Origin of the sequence: Bacteroides sp. LFL-34, from assembly GCF_027257075.1 — a bacterium.
In the GTDB taxonomy this organism is placed as follows: domain Bacteria; phylum Bacteroidota; class Bacteroidia; order Bacteroidales; family Bacteroidaceae; genus Bacteroides; species Bacteroides ovatus.
Genome location: NZ_JAPQKZ010000035.1, coordinates 1 through 20068, shown reverse-complemented (window position 1 = coordinate 20068; position 20068 = coordinate 1). Strand labels below are relative to the sequence as shown.

The window sequence follows — 20068 nt, the reverse complement described above, 5'->3', positions numbered from 1 at the left end:
ATGAAAAAATATAAATCAATAGGAAAATTGCTGGCAGTTTCTTTCTTGACTGCTACCATTGCTTCTGCTTGTACGGAAGACGCAATGGATAAAATCAATGAAAACCCTAACAATCCGTTGGATGCGCCCGCTAAGTTCTTAATTACGGACTTAGGCGTAAGTACTGCATTCAGCACTGTAGGAGGGGATTTCTCGCTCTATTCTTCTGTTTACATAGAACATGAAACGGGTATATCCAACCAGCTTTACCGCGCGGAAGTACGCAGCGGAGAGCCCACAACGGCTACTACCTACAACAATGCATGGATCAACGTGTACTCAAATATCAAGAATGCTAAAATCGTTATCAAGAAATGCGAAGAAGATCCTTCGGAAAAAGGAAACGTAGTGACGGAAGCGATTGCTAAAATCCTGCTCGCCTACAATGGAGCTGTGGCAGCCGATGTGTTTGGAAACACACCGTATAGCCAGACAGGTATCCTCAATCCGGACGGTACACCGATGTATATGCAACCTAAAATGGATACACAGGAAAGTATCTATCAGGAAGTAATGCAGAACCTGGATGATGCCATCACTCTACTGAATAACGGTACTGCCAAAGATACGGGCTTATCCGGTGCAGTCGGTTCTAAAGACTTGATCTATGGTTCAAACACCAGTACACAGGCAAGTATGTGGCTTAAAACGGCCTATGCGTTAAAAGCACGTTATACAATGCGTCTGCTCAATAAAAGTGCCAACAAGACTACAGATCTTCAGAATATTCTTACTTATGTGAGCAAATCATTTGCCAACGCAAGTGAAGAATGTAAGTTGGCCGTTTACGATGCTGATTCGCAATTGAATCCGCTTTGGTCCTTCAGCTACAGCCGCAACAGTTTAGCAGCTAGTGCAAGTCTGATTGAAAAGTTCGTTGAGCGCAATGATCCCAGAGCACCGCAAGCGTTCCTGGAACCTGATCCTACCGGATATATCACTTATGGATACGGAGCTACGCAAGCTACGGACATCGCAGGCATCAAAGCGGCTCCTAACGGAACTCCGCAAGAGTTGCAGAATAATTATGGTATGTCGATGATATCATGGGCTATGTCGGCTCCTACTCTTTTAATCAGCTATCACGAAGTGAAATTCCTTGAAGCAGAAGCATTGTGCCGTTTGGGAGGCAGACTGGGCGAAGCTAAGACTGCTTTGAAAGATGCAGTCACTGCCGGATTCGAGAATCTGGGAAATTCAATTATAGATGCTGCAGACACTTGGATATATGATGGTGACAGCGATTTGGGTGCAGATGTGGCAGAAGCCTATTTCACGGATGAAGTGGAACCGTTATTCGATGCCAACCCTCTGCAAGAGACAATGATACAAAAGTATCTTGCTTTCTTCGGCGCATCCGGCGAATCACTGGAAGCCTATAATGACTACCGCCGTCTGAAAGGTGCAGGAGAAAACTTCATTGTACTGAAAAACCCGCAGAACAGCAGTAAATTCCCATTGCGCTTCGGTTATGGAGCAGACGATGTATTGGCAAATCCTGAAGTGAAAGCTGCTTTCGGTGATGGACAGTACGTATATAGCGAGGCCGTATGGTGGGCTGGCGGAAACAAATAATGAACTTAAAATCTCTCAAAGGAGAGACTTTACATAGAGTCGTTTCTGTACTCTAACAAATTAACAGAGACGAACAAAAATAGGCCAACCGTGAGGTTCGCCTATTTTATTTTATCCAAATGCATTAGATGAAGTTAGAGTAATACCATTTTTCTACCCAATCATACTTCTTTTCCATGCTTTTACGTTTTTAACGCTTAAGCACTTTTTTAATAAACTAAAAAAAATCTCGTAAGAATCAATCTTACCACTGCAAATCGGGTAAATATTTACTCAACGTAGTGCGGAGAATACCCAAGGTGATAGGTTTCACTAATACTTCAGTTGCTCCTGCATTCATTGCATTTTCCTTATCCGAGCTAAAAGCATAAGCCGTCTGCATGATAATAGGAATTTCTGTGTTAGATTCACGAATTATCTTCGTTGCTTCCAATCCGTTCATCACCGGCATCTTAATATCCATTAGCATTGCTTTGGCTCTTTGCTGGTGTTGCTGAAACAACTCCACCATTTCCTGGCCATTTTTAGCCCACTCGATATCACACTTTTTGCCTATGATAGCCTTGATTAATTTAAAGTTGCTGTCATCGTCTTCAGCTACCAAAATTAAAGGTCTGAATTCATTCATTTGTTCGCTTTCCATATCGCTTATATATTGTTTTTTTTATCTGTTTTTTTAGAGCTATCTTCCTTTTCAGCCCGCAAGGTATAAAAAATATTCATATATTTCGCTATCTTTGCGCCTCAATTTAAAAGAATAGTATGATTTCTGTTGACGGACTAGCCGTAGAGTTTGGCGGCACTGCTTTATTTAGTGATATTTCTTTCGTAATTAATGAAAAAGACCGCATCGCTCTGATGGGCAAAAACGGGGCTGGAAAAAGTACGCTGCTGAAGATTTTGGCAGGCGCACGGCAACCGACACGTGGAAAAGTTTCCGCACCCAAAGATTGCGTAGTAGCATACCTGCCTCAACATCTGATGACGGAAGACGGAAGAACAGTGTTTGGCGAAACGGCACAGGCTTTTTCACATCTTCATGAGATGGAAGCGCAGATCGAAAAGTTGAACAAGGAGCTTGAAACACGGACGGACTACGAGAGCGACAGTTACATGGCGCTGATCGAGGAAGTGTCCAGCTTGAGCGAGAAGTTTTATTCAATCGATGCTACTAATTATGAAGAGGATGTGGAAAAGGCATTGCTTGGATTAGGATTCACCCGAGGAGATTTCCAACGCCAGACGAGTGATTTCAGCGGTGGATGGCGAATGCGTATCGAACTCGCCAAATTGCTGTTGCAGAAACCGGATGTGCTCTTGCTCGATGAGCCGACGAATCATCTGGATATCGAATCTATTCAATGGCTGGAGGATTTTCTTATTAATAATGGAAAAGCGGTCATTGTAATTAGTCACGACCGTAAATTCGTGGATAATATTACAACACGCACCATCGAAGTGACGATGGGACGTATCTATGATTACAAGGTAAATTACTCGCAATATTTGCAGCTGCGCAAGGACCGCCGCGAACAGCAACAGAAGGCTTATGACGAGCAGCAGAAGTTTATTGCTGAAACGAAGGAGTTTATCGAACGGTTCAAGGGGACTTATTCAAAGACGTTGCAGGTGCAGAGCCGTGTCAAAATGCTGGAGAAGCTGGAATTGCTCGAAGTGGACGAGGAGGATACTTCTGCATTGCGACTGAAATTCCCGCCTTCACCCCGTTCGGGCAGTTACCCGGTCATCATGGAGGGTGTTGGAAAGACATACGGAGACAAAGTGGTATTCCGCAATGCTAATCTGACGATTGAGCGTGGTGATAAGGTAGCTTTCGTTGGTAAGAACGGTGAGGGTAAGTCTACGCTCGTGAAGTGTATCATGAAGGAGATTGAGCATGACGGTACATTGACTCTCGGACATAATGTGCAAATTGGATATTTCGCTCAAAATCAGGCTTCGCTGATGGATGAAAACCTGACGGTTTTCCAAACGATTGACGATGTAGCCAAAGGGGATATCCGGAACAAGATTCGTGATTTGCTGGGGGCGTTTATGTTTGGCGGTCCCGAGGAATCGATGAAAAAGGTCAAAGTGCTTTCGGGTGGAGAGCGTACCCGTCTGGCTATGATTAAATTATTGCTGGAACCTGTCAACCTCCTGATTTTAGATGAGCCGACGAATCATCTGGACATGAAAACGAAAGATATTCTAAAACAGGCATTGCTGGATTTTGATGGTACGCTGATCGTCGTTTCACACGACCGTGACTTCCTTGACGGGCTGGTTACCAAGGTGTATGAGTTCGGTAATCAAAAGGTGACGGAACATCTTTGCGGTATCTATGAGTTCCTCGAAAAGAAGAAAATGGATTCGTTGCAAGAACTGGAAAAGAAATAATAAATAATAAAAAGAGGGTATCGGCTACAGGCGAAATAAAAGTATTTGTATATTTGCACTTTGAAGCTCTGAAAAGCGGATAACCTCTAAAAGAAAGGATGAAAGGGAAGAAACGAATTATAGTAACTCTGCTGTTTTTTATCAACATTATTATGTTGGTGGCAGCGGTTATTCCCCATCATCATCACCCCAACGGAATGATTTGCATGAAGCAGGACTTGCCTGTAGAACAGCAATGTCCCACGCATCATCATCACCCGGGAAACGACTCATGTTGCAGCAGCGAATGTATGACTCGTTTCTACTCTCCCACTCCATCCATACATACGGATAGCGGACCGGATTACGTATTCATCGCTACCTTATTCACGGATGTAATCATCGAGCATTTATTACGACCGCAAGAGAAACGGATTAAAAACTATTACGTTTACCGAGACTCTTTGCATGGTACGGATACTCATCGTACCACTTCTCTTCGTGCCCCTCCCTACTCTGTTTTTGCGTAAAAGCGTAAATGCAAATTAGTTGCATCTGCGCTACCTTATCTTTGTAGCGTAAAAAGAAAACAGTAAAATTTAGTAGGAAAATATCATTATGAAAAAACTTATTTTCGTGGGAATCCTGGGCTTATTCGTGCTGGGATCCTGTAATAATAGTACCGTCACACACACACACGATGAACACGATCATGCCGCGGAAGGACATAATCACGAGGCAGAAGGACCCGATCATTCCCATGAAGGCGAATGTAGCGGAGAACACAATCATGAAGCAGCCGATGAATACAACGAAGCTGCCGAAGCCCACAGTGATGAAATCATTCTTCCGAAAGCGAAAGCTGAAGCAGCCGGTGTAAAGGTGAGCGTTATTGAACCTGCACCTTTCCAGCAAGTGATTAAAACCAGCGGACAGGTGCTGGCTGCTCAAGGGGATGAATCGGTTGCCGTAGCTACAGTAGCCGGCGTGGTATCTTTCCGTGGAAAAGTAACGGAAGGTATGAGCGTCGGCAGCAGCACTCCGCTAGTCACTATTTCTTCAAAGAATATCGCCGATGGTGATCCGGTGCAACGTGCCCGCATTGCCTACGAGGTATCCAAGAAGGAATACGAACGTATGAAGGAGCTTGTTAAAAACAAGATTGTATCCGACAAGGATTTTGCACAAGCGGAGCAAAGTTACGAAAACGCCCGTCTTAGTTACGAAGCTCTTTCTAAGAATCATTCGGCTATCGGCCAAAGCATTACGGCTCCTATTGCCGGATATGTGAAAAGTATTCTCGTGAAAGAAGGTGACTATGTGACAATCGGACAACCGCTGGTAAGCGTGACGCAGAACCGTCGTCTTTTCCTCCGTGCCGAAGTGTCGGAAAAGTATTACCCGTATCTCCGCACCATCAGTTCCGCCAATTTCCAGACTCCTTATAATAATCAGGTGTACGAGTTGAAAGCATTGAACGGTAAACTTCTCTCTTTCGGAAAAGCTGCCGGAGACAATTCTTTTTATGTGCCTGTCACTTTTGAGTTCGACAACAAAGGGGAAGTGATTCCCGGCTCATTTGTGGAGGTATTCCTGCTTTCTTCAGCAATGGAAAACGTGATTTCTCTTCCGCGCACCGCGCTGACAGAGGAACAAGGCATATTCTTCATATATCTGCAACTGGACGAAGAGGGTTATAAAAAACAGGAAGTAACGATAGGAGCCGACAACGGCAAAAGCGTTCAAATCCTAACTGGTGTAAAGGCTGGCGACCGTGTAGTGACCGAGGGTGCTTATCAGGTTCGACTGGCAAGCGCAAGCAATGCAATCCCGGCACACAGCCACGAACACTAAAGAGACTAGGCGTCGCAACCGTTTTTTTTGTGCGGCGCATCTATCAAGTTATTTATAACTCTCAATTAATGAAATATCATGCTTAATAAAATTATACATTACTCCCTACACAACCGGCTGGTGGTAGTTTGTGCGGCCATCCTCCTGCTTATTGCGGGAACGTATACCGCCATGCATACGGAAGTAGACGTATTCCCCGACCTAAATGCACCTACGGTAGTAATCATGACCGAAGCGAACGGTATGGCTGCAGAAGAAGTTGAACAGCTCGTCACTTTTCCTGTTGAAACTGCCGTAAACGGAGCTACGGGTGTACGCCGTGTCCGCTCTTCTTCTACCAACGGATTTTCCGTTGTCTGGGTAGAATTTGATTGGGGAACCGATATTTATCTCGCTCGCCAGATTGTTAGTGAGAAATTAGCGGTGGTCAGCGAATCGCTGCCGGTCAATGTCGGCAAACCGACTCTTGGACCACAGTCTTCTATCTTAGGCGAAATGCTCATCGTCGGTCTGACTGCCGACTCCACTTCCATGCTCGATCTTCGCACGATTGCGGACTGGACCATCCGTCCACGCCTGCTGTCTACCGGAGGAGTGGCACAAGTGGCTGTGCTCGGAGGAGATATCAAAGAATATCAGATTCAGCTAGATCCCGAACGGATGCGTCATTACGGCATCTCGATGGGAGAAGTGATGGCTGTAACACAGGATATGAACCTAAATGCCAATGGAGGTGTGCTCTATGAATTCGGAAATGAATATATTGTACGTGGTGTACTCTCCACTTCGAAAACAGAGCAACTTGGCAAAGCGGTAGTAAAGACAGTGAATAACTTCCCTGTCACGCTGGAAGATATTGCAAACGTAACCATCGGCCCGAAGGCTCCGAAACTGGGTACTGCTTCAGAACGCGGCAAATCTGCCGTCCTGATGACTGTTACCAAGCAACCGGCTACCAGCACACTGGAACTGACGGACAAACTGGAAGCATCTCTGAAAGACCTCCAGAAAAATCTGCCGCCGGACGTAAAAGTTTCAACGGACATATTCCGTCAAAGCCGCTTTATCGAAAGCTCCATCGGCAATGTGAAAAAATCACTCTTTGAAGGAGGTATTTTCGTTGTCATCGTGCTTTTCCTGTTCCTGGCAAATGTACGTACTACGCTGATCTCATTGGTGACACTGCCTCTTTCCCTGCTCGTTTCGATCCTGACTTTACACTACATGGGGCTGACAATCAACACCATGAGTCTTGGAGGTATGGCGATAGCTATCGGTTCATTGGTAGACGACGCCATTGTCGATGTGGAAAACGTATATAAACGACTGCGGGAGAACCGCCTGAAAGCGGAAGCAGAAAGACTAAGTACGCTCGAAGTGGTATTCAATGCGTCGAAAGAGGTGCGCATGCCTATCCTTAATTCAACGTTGATTATCGTAGTCAGTTTTGTTCCGTTATTTTTCTTGAGCGGCATGGAAGGCAGAATGTTGGTTCCACTAGGTGTTGCTTTTATCGTGGCCCTGTTTGCGTCTACGATAGTTGCCCTGACACTAACTCCGGTACTCTGCTCTTATCTATTAGGAAGCAATAAGACGAACAAGGAACTGAAAGAAGCTCCTGTTGCCCGCTGGATGAAAGGGATTTATGAAAAAGCACTGACTTGGGTACTGGCACATAAACGTGTAACTCTCGGAAGTACAATCGGACTTTTTGTAGTTGCCCTCGGAGTGTTTTTCACACTTGGACGCAGCTTCCTTCCTTCGTTCAATGAAGGATCGTTTACTATCAATATCAGTTCTCTGCCAGGTATTTCGCTGGAAGAAAGCAACAAAATGGGACATCGTGCCGAAGAGTTATTGATGACAATTCCCGAAATACAAACGGTAGCCCGGAAAACGGGACGTGCCGAATTGGATGAACATGCGTTAGGAGTCAATGTTTCTGAAATAGAAGCTCCGTTCGAATTGAAAGACCGCTCGCGCAGTGAACTGGTAGCTGATGTACGTGAAAAATTAGGTACGATCACCGGAGCAAACATAGAAATCGGACAACCGATCAGCCACCGTATCGACGCAATGCTATCGGGTACGAAAGCGAATATTGCTATCAAATTATTCGGTGATGACCTGAATAAAATGTTTTCACTCGGTAATCAAATCAAAGGAGCGATCAGTGACATTCCCGGTGTTGCCGACCTGAACGTGGAACAACAGATTGAACGTCCGCAGCTGAAAATACAGCCTAAACGGGAAATGCTGGCTAAGTTCGGTATTACCCTGCCGGAATTTTCGGAATATGTGAATGTAGCTTTGGCTGGAAAAGTGATCTCACAAGTGTATGAACAGGGCAAGAGTTTTGACCTGATCGTAAAAGTGAAGGATGATGCCCGGGATGAAATAGAGAAAATCCGTAACCTGATGGTAGACACGAACGACGGCCGCAAAGTTCCTTTGAGCTATGTAGCGGAAGTGGTATCGGCCATGGGTCCGAATACGATCAACCGCGAGAATGTGAAACGTAAAATTGTCATTTCCGCCAATGTGGCCGATCGTGACTTGCGCAGTGTTGTGAATGATATTCAGAAACGTATCGACACATCGGTACAATTACCCGAAGGTTATCATATCGAGTATGGTGGACAGTTTGAAAGCGAGCAGGCTGCCAGCCGGACATTAGCGTTGACTTCATTTATCAGTATCGTGGTTATCTTCCTGTTGCTGTACAATGAGTTCCGCAGTGTGAAAGAATCCGGGGTTATCTTGCTGAATCTTCCGCTGGCACTGATCGGTGGTGTATTTGCTTTGGTGATTACAACAGGAGAAGTCAGTATTCCGGCTATCATCGGTTTCATTTCCTTGTTCGGTATTGCAACGCGTAACGGTATGTTGCTCATCAGTCACTACAATCATTTGCAAAAGGAAGAAGGTTTGAATGTATATGATAGTGTGATTCAAGGTTCTCTCGACCGCCTGAATCCGATTTTAATGACGGCATTGTCTTCTGCACTGGCACTGATTCCATTGGCACTTGCCGGCGACTTGCCCGGTAACGAAATTCAAAGTCCGATGGCAAAAGTGATTCTAGGAGGATTATTAACGTCTACTTTTTTGAACGGTTTTATCGTTCCGATTGTTTATCTGATGATGCATCGGAAAGAGGCCCAGAAAAGCCTGTAGAGAGGGATATTTTTCCTCGGTGAGAAAACCATCGTTCCCCGGTGAGGAAACAAGTGTTTCTCGGTGAGGAACGGGTCGTTCCTCGGTGTCAAACAAATAGATGCCTTATCATAAAGTATCTATCAACAATAGATTGTAATAAATAAAGAAATTAGAAATGAAACAAATCATGACCATAAGCGCTGCACTTCTTTTCTTAACCATAGGTGAAGTGCAAGCCCAAAACGGAATTGAACAGGTATTGAAGAATATCGAAACGAACAATAAGGAGTTGCAGGCAAACGAGCAACTGATTACCTCGCAGAAGCTGGAAGCCAAAACGGATAATAACTTGCCTGATCCTACTCTCTCTTACGCGCATCTATGGGGAGCAAAAGATAAAAGCGAAACAATCGGTGAGCTGGTTGTTTCACAAAGCTTTGATTTCCCTAGTTTATACGCCACACGTAACAAGTTAAACCGTCTGAAAGCCGGAACTCTTGACAGTCAGTCGGATGTTTTTCGTCAGGAGAAACTGTTACAGGCAAAAGAACTTTGCCTGGACATTATCATGCTTCGTCAGCAAAAGCATATTTTGGAGGAACGTCTCCGCAATGCGGAAGAACTTGCTAAAATGTACGCCAAACGTCTCCAAACAGGGGATGCAAATGCTCTCGAAACCAATAAAATCAACTTGGAACTGTTGAATGTCAAAACGGAAGCGTCTCTGAACGAAACGGCACTTCGCAATAAGCAGCAGGAACTGAATACGCTGAATGGTAATATTCCGGTGGTTTTCGAAGAAAATCAATATCCGGCTATACCGTTCCCAAGCGATTACCAAATGTTGAAATCAGAAGTCATGGCTACAGACCGTACCTTAATGGCACTAGGCAACGAGGCTCTCGTTGCCCGTAAACAGATTGCTGTCAATAAATCCCAGTGGCTGCCGAAGCTGGAACTCGGCTACCGTCGGAATACAGAGACTGGTGTGCCTTTCAACGGTGTAGTGGTGGGCTTTTCCTTCCCGCTTTTCGAAAATCGGAATAAGGTGAAAATTGCTAAAGCGCAGGCACTCAACATCGACTTGCAAAAGGATAATGCTACACTGCAAGTGGAATCTGAATTGGCACAACTTTACCGGGAAGCGAAAACGCTGCATGCTTCAATGGAAGAATATAGCAAGACTTTCCAGTCTCAACAAGATTTGGCATTGCTGAAACAAGCTTTGACAGGTGGACAAATTAGTATGATCGAGTACTTCGTTGAAGTATCGGTGATCTATCAAAGTCATCAAAATTATCTGCAATTGGAAAATCAGTACCAAAAGGCAATGGCACGGATTTACAAAAGCAAGCTATAAATAGTACATAAAACCCTTTAGGTATGGGTTACGCTGAACATACTAATTTCTATTTTTAAGTTATATAAGTATGTTTATATAATAAATTAGGCACGGATTACACAGAATTCACGGTCTTTAGTATTGTCATAACTATAAAGCAACAGTGTTAATCCGTGTAATTCGTGCCTAAATATATCTCCTCTCTTTTTCTTCAAATTCCGACTGGATATTTCAAAACAATACATTACATTTGCAACGAACATAAAATCTGAATTATGAGACCTAAACATTTCTATTTATTCATGTTATGCTGCATCCTTACGCTACTAAGTGGCTGTAAAGATGATGACGACAATCCACTGCGTTTTTACAACAGTGAATACGAAGTACCTATGGGTGGCAGACGTTACCTCGGCCTGGAAAGCGGAAATGGTGACTACTCACTTGCAGTGAAAGACACACGCATCGCAAGTGCCGGAACTGAAACTGGCTGGAGTGGAGTACCTGCCGGACGTATGATTTATGTAACCGGTATCCTCACCGGAACGACTTATCTGACAGTAACAGACAACGCCACACAAGAAACCTGCACTTTACCAATCAAGGTGGTCGATAATTACGAAAATATGGAGTTGCTACGCAGCTACTTGTCTAACTTACCCAACGGAGATGCGAATCTTCTACCCGGTATTTCCGACATTTTTCTGATTAACAACCACGCACGGGATGCTTATTTTTTCAAACAAGGAGAACAGACCGCCTTTTCATCCGGACTTGAATTAATAACCCAAGGAAGTTACAAACTGGAAAAAGAAGAAGGAGACGATAAGAAAATGACACTAACCCTCACTTTTTCGGAAGATATGGCAACACCTGTTTCCGATCATAAATTCATAATATGGGGAAACTCGTACTTATTTCATCGGTTGGATAAAAGCCTAAATCTGAACTGGAACACTCCGCCTATTGGAGAAACGCGGACATCACCTGCACCTCCTCCTTCCTACACGCTGGAAGAAATAGCTGAAGGCACAGAAATCGGAAAAGGCAGACAGCTTAGCTTTAGTCTTTCCCAACAGGAAATACCTGCGGGAATACTGCCTTAATCAGTAACGTATTCTGATAAGATGCGTATATTTTCCGGTAAGTATCCACTACGGATGCGCCATTCTTGCGGATAAAGATTATTGGCACGATTGCCGATGTTCTTCACAAATCCGAGAGGAATATGCCGATAAGTAAGCAAAACATATCCACGAGGGGCTGTTACCGGTAAGGTAATGGCCTCTTTTCGTAAATATGTGATGGCCTGTTCATAACTTATTTCTTCCGTAGCGAATGCTTCCCGGCATAAAAGTGAGGTACACATTGCCAACGCATGGTTAGGGATCAAATCCTTTCCTTTCACCTCGCCTATCTCAATCCCTGCCGACACAATTTTCAGGCTTTGTTTCATCGTCGCCAATTCATTAGTATAGTACTGTGAGAAAGCTCGGATATTTGTTCCTTCCGCCAATAAAATATACTTGTCCGAATTTTCATCATTCAACCAACTTTTAGCCATATTCAGATATTCTTTCGATACAGGAGAAGATGCTGCTGTTCCTTTCTTATCCTTCTTCTTGAAAGCTTTCTCTTTGGCGGAAGAAGATACTGGGATCTCTTCTTCCGTCTCCGGCTTACGAAAAGCCACCAGAAAAAAGCCTTCACCTTTCGTCTTATGAGGGAAAAAATGATAGACGGGAATAGAAGATTTAGAATGATCCCCTTTATCTGACAAAAGATCTCCTGTTATATTCCAATTCTCCTGCACCTGCACAGTTAATGGTTCGCCCCCATACTCTTGTTGAATCCAACGTGCATTCTCTTCATCCTCTTTTGTATTAAATGTACACGTACTATATATAAGAATACCTCCGGGCTTCAACGCATCCCAGATATCTGCAATAATCCGTCGCTGGCGCTGCCAACAGATTTCCACATTCTCGGGGCTCCACTCTTCCACAGCTACCGGGTCTTTACGGAACATACCTTCACCGGAACAGGGAACATCTGTAAGAATCACATCAAAGAAAGAGAGTAAAGCCGAAAAATCTGCCGGATCATTATTGGTCACTACCACATCCGGATGTCCCCACTTCGTCAGGTTTTCAGCAAGAATCTGCGAACGATTCCGGATTACCTCATTGGCTACCAACAGGCTCCCTTCGGGAAGTACACTACGGGCATGAGTCGATTTTCCACCGGGAGCCGCACAAAGATCCAACATCTTCACCGGTCCCGTGATATATTGCCGGAGTACCTGCTCCACAAACATGGAAGAAGCTTCCTGAACATAATAACAGCCTGCATGGAATAAGGGATCGAACGTGAAAGTGAGACGCTCCTCCAAATAGAATCCTTCGGAAGACCAAGGTACTTTATCCGATAAAGAATGATTGATTTTCAATTGATTCAACCGGATGCTAACCGGTGGTTCCTGTTGGAGGGCAACAGCCAGTTTGTCGTATTCTTCATCGCCCAATAGAGCGCGGGTGTAGTCTATAAAAGAAGCAGGTAATTCCATCTTTCGTTTATTAATTTCCGCAAATATCAAAAATATTTCGTCTCTTTGCAACTTTCTATGATATTAACTACGTCTAACAGATAAAGAAATAAATTAAAAAACTATTGATATGAAAAATTTTCTATTAGCATTGATGGTTGTACTGACCACTTGCACACTGGCTGTTGCCCAGACCACCGTTGTTCGTGATTCCATCGGGAAAGTAAAAGTAACTGTGACCAAAGACAATAAAGCAAATACGAACAATACTGCTGTCACAGTGATTGGTGTAGACACAGCAGATGCTGATTCTGCAGACGTAAATGCAAACTCAAGTAATGTTAGCACCACTCATGGCAAAGCCAGCTTCACATTCGATTCGGATGACAGCGATTTCCCCTTCCACAATGTTAGTGCCGGCGGAGGTATTCTGGTAGCAATCATTGCAATCATTGCTGTATTCGGATTTCCGGTATTCATTCTATTTGTAATCTTCTTCTTCCGTTATAAAAACCGGAAAGCACGTTATCGCCTTGCCGAACAGGCACTTGCTGCCGGCCAACCGCTTCCGGCAGAGTTTATCCGCGAAAACAAAACAGTCGATTCGCGTTCACAAGGCATCAAGAACACTTTTACGGGTATCGGTCTTTTCATCTTCCTCTGGGCAATCACCGGCGAATTCGGAATTGGAGCTATCGGCTTACTCGTTACATTCATGGGTATCGGACAATGGATTATCGGTAGTAAACAACAGACTCAAGACGCAAATGCTACCCGGATGTATACGGGTAATAAGGATGAAAAAAAGAACCCGAATAACGTTAGAACCGATAGTTTCGAAATCATCCCTTCTGAATCCGAAGAGAAAGACAAAGGAGTAAACGAAGAAAAGAACGACGAGAATAAATGAGCCAACTCAATGATATATCGTTAGTCGCACAGGTCGTGGTGTTCAAGAACACCAGGGCCTTTGACCAGTTGGTGAAGGAGTATCAGTCGCCCATCCGGCGATTCTTCCTGAACCTGACTTGCGGCGACAGCGAATTGAGTGACGACCTTGCGCAAGATACATTTATCAAAGCATATACGAACATTGCCTCTTTCCGGAACTTGTCAAGTTTCTCTACGTGGCTGTATCGTATTGCTTATAATGTTTTTTATGATTATATTCGCAGCCGGAAAGAGACAGCCGACTTGGATACAAGAGAAATAGACGCCATCAACAGCACCGAACAGGAGAATATCGGGCAAAAAATGGATGTCTACCAGTCACTCAAAATGCTTAAAGAAGTGGAAAGAACCTGCATCACGTTGTTCTACATGGAGGACATTAGTATCGACAAAATTGCAGGGATTGTAGGAGTACCGTCAGGGACAGTGAAAAGCCATCTGTCACGCGGGAAAGAAAAATTAGCAACGTATTTAAAACAAAACGGTTATGACAGAAATAGACAATGATAAGCTCTTGCGCGATTTCTTCGCAGAAAACAAGCAGGAAATAGCAGATAACGGATTCAGTCGCCGTGTCATGCACCACTTACCCGATCGTAGTAATCGCCTGGCTCGTATCTGGAGCGCTTTCGTGATGACTGTGGCGGCCGCACTTTTTGTATGGTTAGGTGGATTGGAAGCAACTTGGGGAACCATAAGAGAAGTATTTATCGGTATGATTAATCATGGCACTTCAAGCCTTGATCCGAAGTCAATTATTATCGCAGCTGTTGTACTATTATTCATGGCTACACGAAAGGTTGCTTCGATGGCATAATTAACTCCTGGAAAGAAGTTATTTCGTTAAAGAATGATAAATTTGCCCTTGTTAGCAAAGGAGCCCAAACTTAGATATCGTATCTTTGTTCTTCTGTAAACTAAAAGAGTGAGAAGAGTTTTGAAATTACGTATATTTATTTTATTTCTGTTCCTGCCTATATTGAGTGTTCAGGCAGGTATCATCGACAGTCTGATGATACATCCCAGGGACTCAATCGGATTAACCAGCGATTCCCTTGTGCTACGCTATTTACAAGAATCGGGAATCCCTATATCTGATAATAATAAGGTAAAACTGCTAAAAAGCGGACGGGAGAAGTTTATCGATTTGTTTGAAGCCATCCGGGAAGCTAAACACCACGTCCATCTGGAATATTTCAACTTCCGAAATGACTCCATCGCCAATGCTTTATTTGCTCTGCTGGCCGAAAAAGTGAAAGAAGGGGTCGAAGTACGAGCTATGTTCGATGCATTCGGAAACTGGTCGAACAACAAACCACTTAAAAAGAAACATCTCAAGAAAATACGTGAACAAGGAATCGAGATTGTCAAGTTCGATCCATTCACTTTTCCTTATATCAATCACGCCGCCCATCGCGATCACCGGAAAATAGCTGTCATCGATGGAAAAGTGGCTTATACCGGTGGTATGAATATCGCCGATTACTACATTAACGGACTACCCAAAATCGGAACCTGGCGTGATATGCACACACGCATTGAAGGGGATGCCGTCAATGATCTGCAGGAGATATTCCTAACGATCTGGAATAAGGAAACCAAGCAGAATGTAGGTGGAGCCGCTTATTTCCCCCAACATGAGGAACAAACGGACAGTACGAATATTGTGGTAGCAATCGTAGACCGTACCCCGAAAAAGAATAGCCGTATGTTAAGCCACGCTTATGCCATGAGCATCTATTCGGCCCAAAAGAATGTTCATATCGTCAATCCTTATTTTGTACCGACTTCTTCTATCAAAAAGGCGTTGAATCGGACAATCGACCGAGGCGTAAATGTTACAATCATGGTTTCTTCTGCCTCCGATATCCCGTTTACTCCGGATGCCGCACTTTATAAGTTGCACAAACTGATGAAAAGAGGAGCTACTGTCTATATGTATAACGGTGGATTTCATCACTCTAAAATAATGATGGTGGATGATTTGTTCTGTACAGTTGGCACTGCCAACCTGAACAGCCGCAGCTTGCGCTATGATTACGAAACAAATGCCTTTATCTTTGATACCAAAATAACGGGTGAATTAAATACAATGTTCCGGAACGATATCGAGCATTGCACTCAACTAACGCCTGAATTCTGGAAAAAGCGCTCCCCGTGGAAGAAGTTCGTCGGCTGGTTTGCTAATTTATTCACTCCATTTTTGTAATTTTGTGCGGAGAATCATTTTCACCACAACTTATTCATTATGAAACAATACCTGGATTTACTCAATCGTGTACTAACCGAAGGTACAGAAAAAAGTGACCGTACCGGAACCGGAACCATCAGCGTTTTCGGTCATCAAATGCGTTTTAATCTTGATGACGGTTTCCCGTGCCTGACAACCAAGAAACTACATCTGAAATCAATCATATACGAATTACTTTGGTTTCTGCAAGGTGATACTAATGTGAAATATCTTCAGGAACATGGAGTGCGCATCTGGAACGAATGGGCGGATGAGAACGGCGACTTAGGACATGTTTATGGTTATCAATGGCGTTCATGGCCTGACTATAACGGTGGATTTATCGACCAGATCAGTGAAGTGGTGGAAACAATCAAACATAATCCGGATTCACGCCGTATCATTGTAAGCGCCTGGAACGTAGCAGATTTGAATAATATGAATTTGCCTCCCTGCCATGCTTTCTTTCAGTTTTATGTAGCAGACGGACGGTTGAGCCTGCAACTGTATCAACGCAGTGCAGATATTTTTCTGGGTGTTCCTTTTAATATTGCATCATACGCATTATTGCTGCAAATGATGGCACAAGTGACGGGACTGAAAGCCGGAGATTTTGTTCATACCTTCGGTGATGCGCATATCTACCTGAACCACTTGGAACAAGTGAAGCTCCAATTATCACGTGAACCTCGTCCATTGCCACAAATGAAGATCAATCCGGATGTGAAAAGTATCTTCGACTTCAAATTTGAGGACTTTGAATTAGTGAACTATGACCCGCATCCGCATATTGCGGGAGCAGTAGCCGTGTAACTTTATGAGTAAAATATCTATCATTGCTGCCGTAGACCGCCGTATGGCTATCGGCTTCGAGAACAAACTTCTTTTCTGGTTACCCAATGATTTGAAACGTTTCAAAGCATTAACTACCGGAAACACCATACTGATGGGACGCAAAACTTTCGAGTCACTACCGAAAGGCGCATTACCCAATCGCAGAAACATCGTTTTATCTTCCAACCCGGCTACAGAATGTCCCGGTGCGGAAGTTTTCCCTTCACTCGAAGCAGCTTTGCAAAGTTGTAAAGAGGAGGAACACATTTATATTATAGGAGGAGCAAGTATTTATCAGCAGGCTCTTTCTTTCGCTGACGAACTTTGCCTGACAGAAATAGATGATATGACTCCCGAAGCCGACGCCTATTTTCCAGAAGTATCGCCAGAGATGTGGCAAGAAAAAAGCAGAGAAGCTCATCCTGCGGATGAGAAACATCTCTGCTCCTATGCTTTTGTTGATTACGTGAGAAAATAACGATTAATCTTCATCTTCTATGTCGACCATGATTGGCATCTGCCGCTTAATGGCTTCATGGAAGGAGATTAATGTCTCGGTACGCGCCAAACCCAATGGTTGTAACTTATCGTGAATAATACTCAATAAGTGATGGTTATTCTTTGCGTAAATTTTGATAAACATATCGTATTTTCCGGTAGTGAAATGACATTCCACCACTTCGGGGATAGCTTCTAAAGCTTTTGTTACCGAATCAAAGGATTCGGGATCTTTCAGATATATACCAATATAAGCGCAAGTCTCATATCCGATTTTCTCGGGGTCGATGACATATTCCGAACCTTTTAATATACCTAAATTAGTAAGCTTCTGAATACGCTGATGGATTGCAGCGCCGGAAACATTACATGCTCGTGCTACTTCCAAAAAAGGAATACGCGCATTCCCTGCAATCAGTTTCAGAATTTGCTCATCTAAAGCATCTAATTGATGATGTCCCATTTTTGAATCAAATTGTTTTTATCAATGAATCTTTTATGCAAAGTTAGCGATTTTTCGACAACAAATACTATAATCTATTACTTTTATTTGCAGAAAGCGGATAAGTCAACAATAGTTCGTACCTTTGCGAAAAACATAAATATACCATTAATATGAAACATATTTGCTGTATTATTCTGTGTTTCTGTACTTCTATAGGAAGTTATGCACAGAATTTTGCTGATTATTTTCAGAACAAAACATTGCGAGTGGATTATATCTTTACCGGGGATGCTACACAACAGGCTATTTATCTGGATGAGCTATCACAACTTCCTACCTGGGCAGGACGTCAACATCATCTTTCGGAACTTCCATTGGAAGGCAACGGACAAATTATAGTGAAAGACCTTGCCAGCAAACAGTGTATCTACAAAACGTCATTCTCTTCTTTGTTTCAAGAGTGGCTGTCCACAGACGAAGCTAAAGAAACAGCCAAAGGATTTGAGAATACTTTCCTTCTTCCTTATCCTAAACAGCCTGTGGAGGTAGAAGTCACTTTATATTCTCCGCGAAAAAAAAGATTGGCTACCTATAAACATATCGTGCGTCCGGATGATATATTGATTCATAAACGGGGGGTATCACATGTCACTCCGCATCGGTATATGCTTCAAAGTGGTAACGAAAAAGACTGCATAGATGTTGCCATCCTTGCAGAAGGATACACAGAAAAAGAAATGGATATTTTCTACCAGGATGCCCAACGTACCTGCGAAAGTTTGTTTTCGTATGAGCCGTTCCGCTCCATGAAGGGTAAATTTAATATTGTTGCCGTAGCCAGTCCTTCTACGGACAGTGGTGTCAGTGTTCCCCGCAAAAATCAGTGGAAACAAACGGCGGTTCACTCCCATTTCGATACTTTTTACTCGGACCGTTATCTGACTACCAGCCGGGTAAAGTCTATCCATAATGCATTGGCAGGCATCCCCTACGAACATATCATTATCCTGGCTAACACGGATGTATATGGTGGTGGAGGAATATACAATTCGTATACGCTGACCACGGCCCATCACCCGATGTTCAAGCCGGTAGTCGTGCACGAGTTCGGACACAGTTTCGGTGGACTGGCCGACGAATATTTCTATGATGATGATGTGATGACAGATACTTATCCGCTGGATGTCGAACCGTGGGAACAAAATATTTCAACACGGGTGAACTTCGCTTCCAAATGGAAAGATATGCTTCCGTCAGGTACCCCGATCCCGACCCCTATTGCTGAAAAAAAGAAATATCCCGTAGGAGTATATGAAGGAGGTGGCTACTCTGCCAAAGGCATTTATCGTCCGGCTTATGACTGTCGCATGAAAACAAACGAATATCCGGAGTTTTGTCCGGTTTGTCAACGTGCCATCCGTCGAATGATTGAATTTTATGTTCCTTAATGGAATACAATTATATTATTGTCAAACTTAAAACCCAAACCTCATGATTAGACTTCAACCAATTAGTACGTCGGATCTGCAACATTACAAATTCATGGAAGAGCTTCTAATTGATTCGTTTCCACCGGAAGAGTACCGTCAGTTGGAACAACTGCGCGAGTACACTGATCGTACGGGCAACTTTCATAATAACATCATCTTTGATGATGACCTGCCAGTCGGCTTCATTACCTATTGGGATTTTGACAGTTTCTACTATGTAGAACACTTTGCAACCAATCCTGCCCTGCGAAATGGAGGCTATGGAAAACGCACGCTGGAATACTTATGCAATTATTTGAAACGCCCGATCGTATTGGAAGTAGAACGTCCGATAGAGGAAATGGCAAAACGACGTATCAGCTTTTATCAACGTCAAGGCTTTACGCTGTGGGAAAAAGACTATAGCCAACCTCCTTACAAGCCCGGAGATGATTTTCTGCCCATGTATTTAATGGTACACGGAGAATTGGATTGTGAAAAGGATTTTGAAACAATCAAAAAGAGAATACATAAAGAAGTATATGGAGTAAAAGACAACTAATTAAATTAGGTAGCAGCTCGAAATTAGTTTCACAAATGGAAAACCTTACTCCAGCTACGTATATATAAAAGAGGTTGTGTCAAAACGCTGACACAGCCTTTTTTTATGCGCAAAGCCCAGACTTTCTCAAGCCCGGGCTTTGTTATTACCCAAAGTTTTCGTATCTTTAGGTATAAAGTTTTTCGT

At 43.5% G+C, this 20068-nt stretch carries 18 protein-coding genes; 15 read left to right on the top strand and 3 right to left on the bottom strand.

Annotated elements, in window-relative coordinates:
- Positions 1–1614: a SusD/RagB family nutrient-binding outer membrane lipoprotein gene (locus N5O98_RS19120; RefSeq protein WP_004306816.1), complete on the top strand. Its 1614-nt coding sequence runs from the start codon at positions 1–3 to the stop codon at positions 1612–1614.
- A gap of 244 nt (positions 1615–1858) precedes the next feature.
- Here N5O98_RS19120 and N5O98_RS19115 read toward each other — a convergent pair whose 3' ends face one another.
- Complete coding sequence (locus tag N5O98_RS19115; protein WP_004297972.1) at positions 1859–2257, bottom strand: response regulator; 399 nt, start codon at positions 2255–2257, stop codon at positions 1859–1861.
- 119 nt (positions 2258–2376) lie between these two features.
- On the opposite strand from N5O98_RS19115, the gene N5O98_RS19110 reads away from it, so the two are divergent.
- The 6 genes from N5O98_RS19110 (at position 2377) to N5O98_RS19085 (ending at position 11454) form a co-directional block, all read left to right on the top strand.
- The gene (locus N5O98_RS19110) at positions 2377–4014 is read left to right on the top strand and encodes an ABC-F family ATP-binding cassette domain-containing protein (RefSeq protein ID WP_004311684.1); all 1638 of its coding nucleotides are present in this window, start codon (positions 2377–2379) and stop codon (positions 4012–4014) included.
- Positions 4015–4112: 98 nt separating this feature from the next.
- Positions 4113–4523 (top strand): DUF6769 family protein, encoded by a 411-nt coding sequence (locus tag N5O98_RS19105; RefSeq protein WP_004306814.1) that lies wholly within the window; start codon positions 4113–4115, stop codon positions 4521–4523.
- A gap of 88 nt (positions 4524–4611) precedes the next feature.
- Positions 4612–5847 (top strand): efflux RND transporter periplasmic adaptor subunit, encoded by a 1236-nt coding sequence (locus N5O98_RS19100; RefSeq protein WP_004311685.1) that lies wholly within the window; start codon positions 4612–4614, stop codon positions 5845–5847.
- A gap of 78 nt (positions 5848–5925) precedes the next feature.
- Positions 5926–9024 (top strand): efflux RND transporter permease subunit, encoded by a 3099-nt coding sequence (locus tag N5O98_RS19095; protein WP_004311686.1) that lies wholly within the window; start codon positions 5926–5928, stop codon positions 9022–9024.
- 157 nt (positions 9025–9181) lie between these two features.
- Positions 9182–10366, top strand: coding sequence for a TolC family protein (locus N5O98_RS19090; protein ID WP_004311687.1), 1185 nt, complete (start codon positions 9182–9184; stop codon positions 10364–10366).
- 257 nt (positions 10367–10623) lie between these two features.
- Positions 10624–11454 carry a hypothetical protein gene (locus N5O98_RS19085; RefSeq protein ID WP_004321813.1) on the top strand — a complete coding sequence of 277 codons (831 nt, stop codon included), beginning with the start codon at positions 10624–10626 and terminating at the stop codon, positions 11452–11454.
- On the opposite strand, the gene N5O98_RS19080 is transcribed toward N5O98_RS19085, so the two are convergent.
- Positions 11451–12914, bottom strand: a complete 1464-nt coding sequence (locus tag N5O98_RS19080; RefSeq protein WP_004321816.1) for a methyltransferase RsmF C-terminal domain-like protein — start codon at positions 12912–12914, stop codon at positions 11451–11453. The two genes, N5O98_RS19085 and N5O98_RS19080, sit on opposite strands and share 4 nt — an antisense overlap.
- Before the next feature lie 109 nt (positions 12915–13023).
- On the opposite strand from N5O98_RS19080, the gene N5O98_RS19075 reads away from it, so the two are divergent.
- The 6 genes from N5O98_RS19075 to N5O98_RS19050 all read left to right on the top strand — a co-directional run bounded on the left by N5O98_RS19075 (position 13024) and on the right by N5O98_RS19050 (position 17386).
- Positions 13024–13803: a DUF6249 domain-containing protein gene (locus tag N5O98_RS19075; RefSeq protein WP_004306807.1), complete on the top strand. Its 780-nt coding sequence runs from the start codon at positions 13024–13026 to the stop codon at positions 13801–13803.
- Positions 13800–14351, top strand: coding sequence for an RNA polymerase sigma factor (locus tag N5O98_RS19070; RefSeq protein WP_004297960.1), 552 nt, complete (start codon positions 13800–13802; stop codon positions 14349–14351). Before N5O98_RS19075 ends, N5O98_RS19070 begins: the two co-directional genes overlap by 4 nt.
- Positions 14332–14661: a DUF5056 domain-containing protein gene (locus tag N5O98_RS19065; RefSeq protein WP_004297958.1), complete on the top strand. Its 330-nt coding sequence runs from the start codon at positions 14332–14334 to the stop codon at positions 14659–14661. Before N5O98_RS19070 ends, N5O98_RS19065 begins: the two co-directional genes overlap by 20 nt.
- Before the next feature lie 120 nt (positions 14662–14781).
- Positions 14782–16053, top strand: a complete 1272-nt coding sequence (gene cls / locus N5O98_RS19060; protein ID WP_004311690.1) for a cardiolipin synthase — start codon at positions 14782–14784, stop codon at positions 16051–16053.
- A gap of 39 nt (positions 16054–16092) precedes the next feature.
- The gene (locus tag N5O98_RS19055) at positions 16093–16887 is read left to right on the top strand and encodes a thymidylate synthase (protein WP_004311691.1); all 795 of its coding nucleotides are present in this window, start codon (positions 16093–16095) and stop codon (positions 16885–16887) included.
- A gap of 4 nt (positions 16888–16891) precedes the next feature.
- Positions 16892–17386 carry a dihydrofolate reductase gene (locus tag N5O98_RS19050; protein ID WP_004311692.1) on the top strand — a complete coding sequence of 165 codons (495 nt, stop codon included), beginning with the start codon at positions 16892–16894 and terminating at the stop codon, positions 17384–17386.
- Positions 17387–17389: 3 nt separating this feature from the next.
- On the opposite strand, the gene N5O98_RS19045 is transcribed toward N5O98_RS19050, so the two are convergent.
- Positions 17390–17869, bottom strand: coding sequence for an Lrp/AsnC family transcriptional regulator (locus N5O98_RS19045; RefSeq protein WP_004297952.1), 480 nt, complete (start codon positions 17867–17869; stop codon positions 17390–17392).
- Positions 17870–18021: 152 nt separating this feature from the next.
- Between N5O98_RS19045 and N5O98_RS19040 the strand changes: the two genes are divergently transcribed.
- Positions 18022–19299, top strand: coding sequence for an IgA Peptidase M64 (locus tag N5O98_RS19040; protein WP_004311693.1), 1278 nt, complete (start codon positions 18022–18024; stop codon positions 19297–19299).
- Between the two features lie 43 nt (positions 19300–19342).
- Positions 19343–19882, top strand: coding sequence for a GNAT family N-acetyltransferase (locus N5O98_RS19035; protein ID WP_008650303.1), 540 nt, complete (start codon positions 19343–19345; stop codon positions 19880–19882).
- Positions 19883–20068 lie beyond the last annotated feature (186 nt).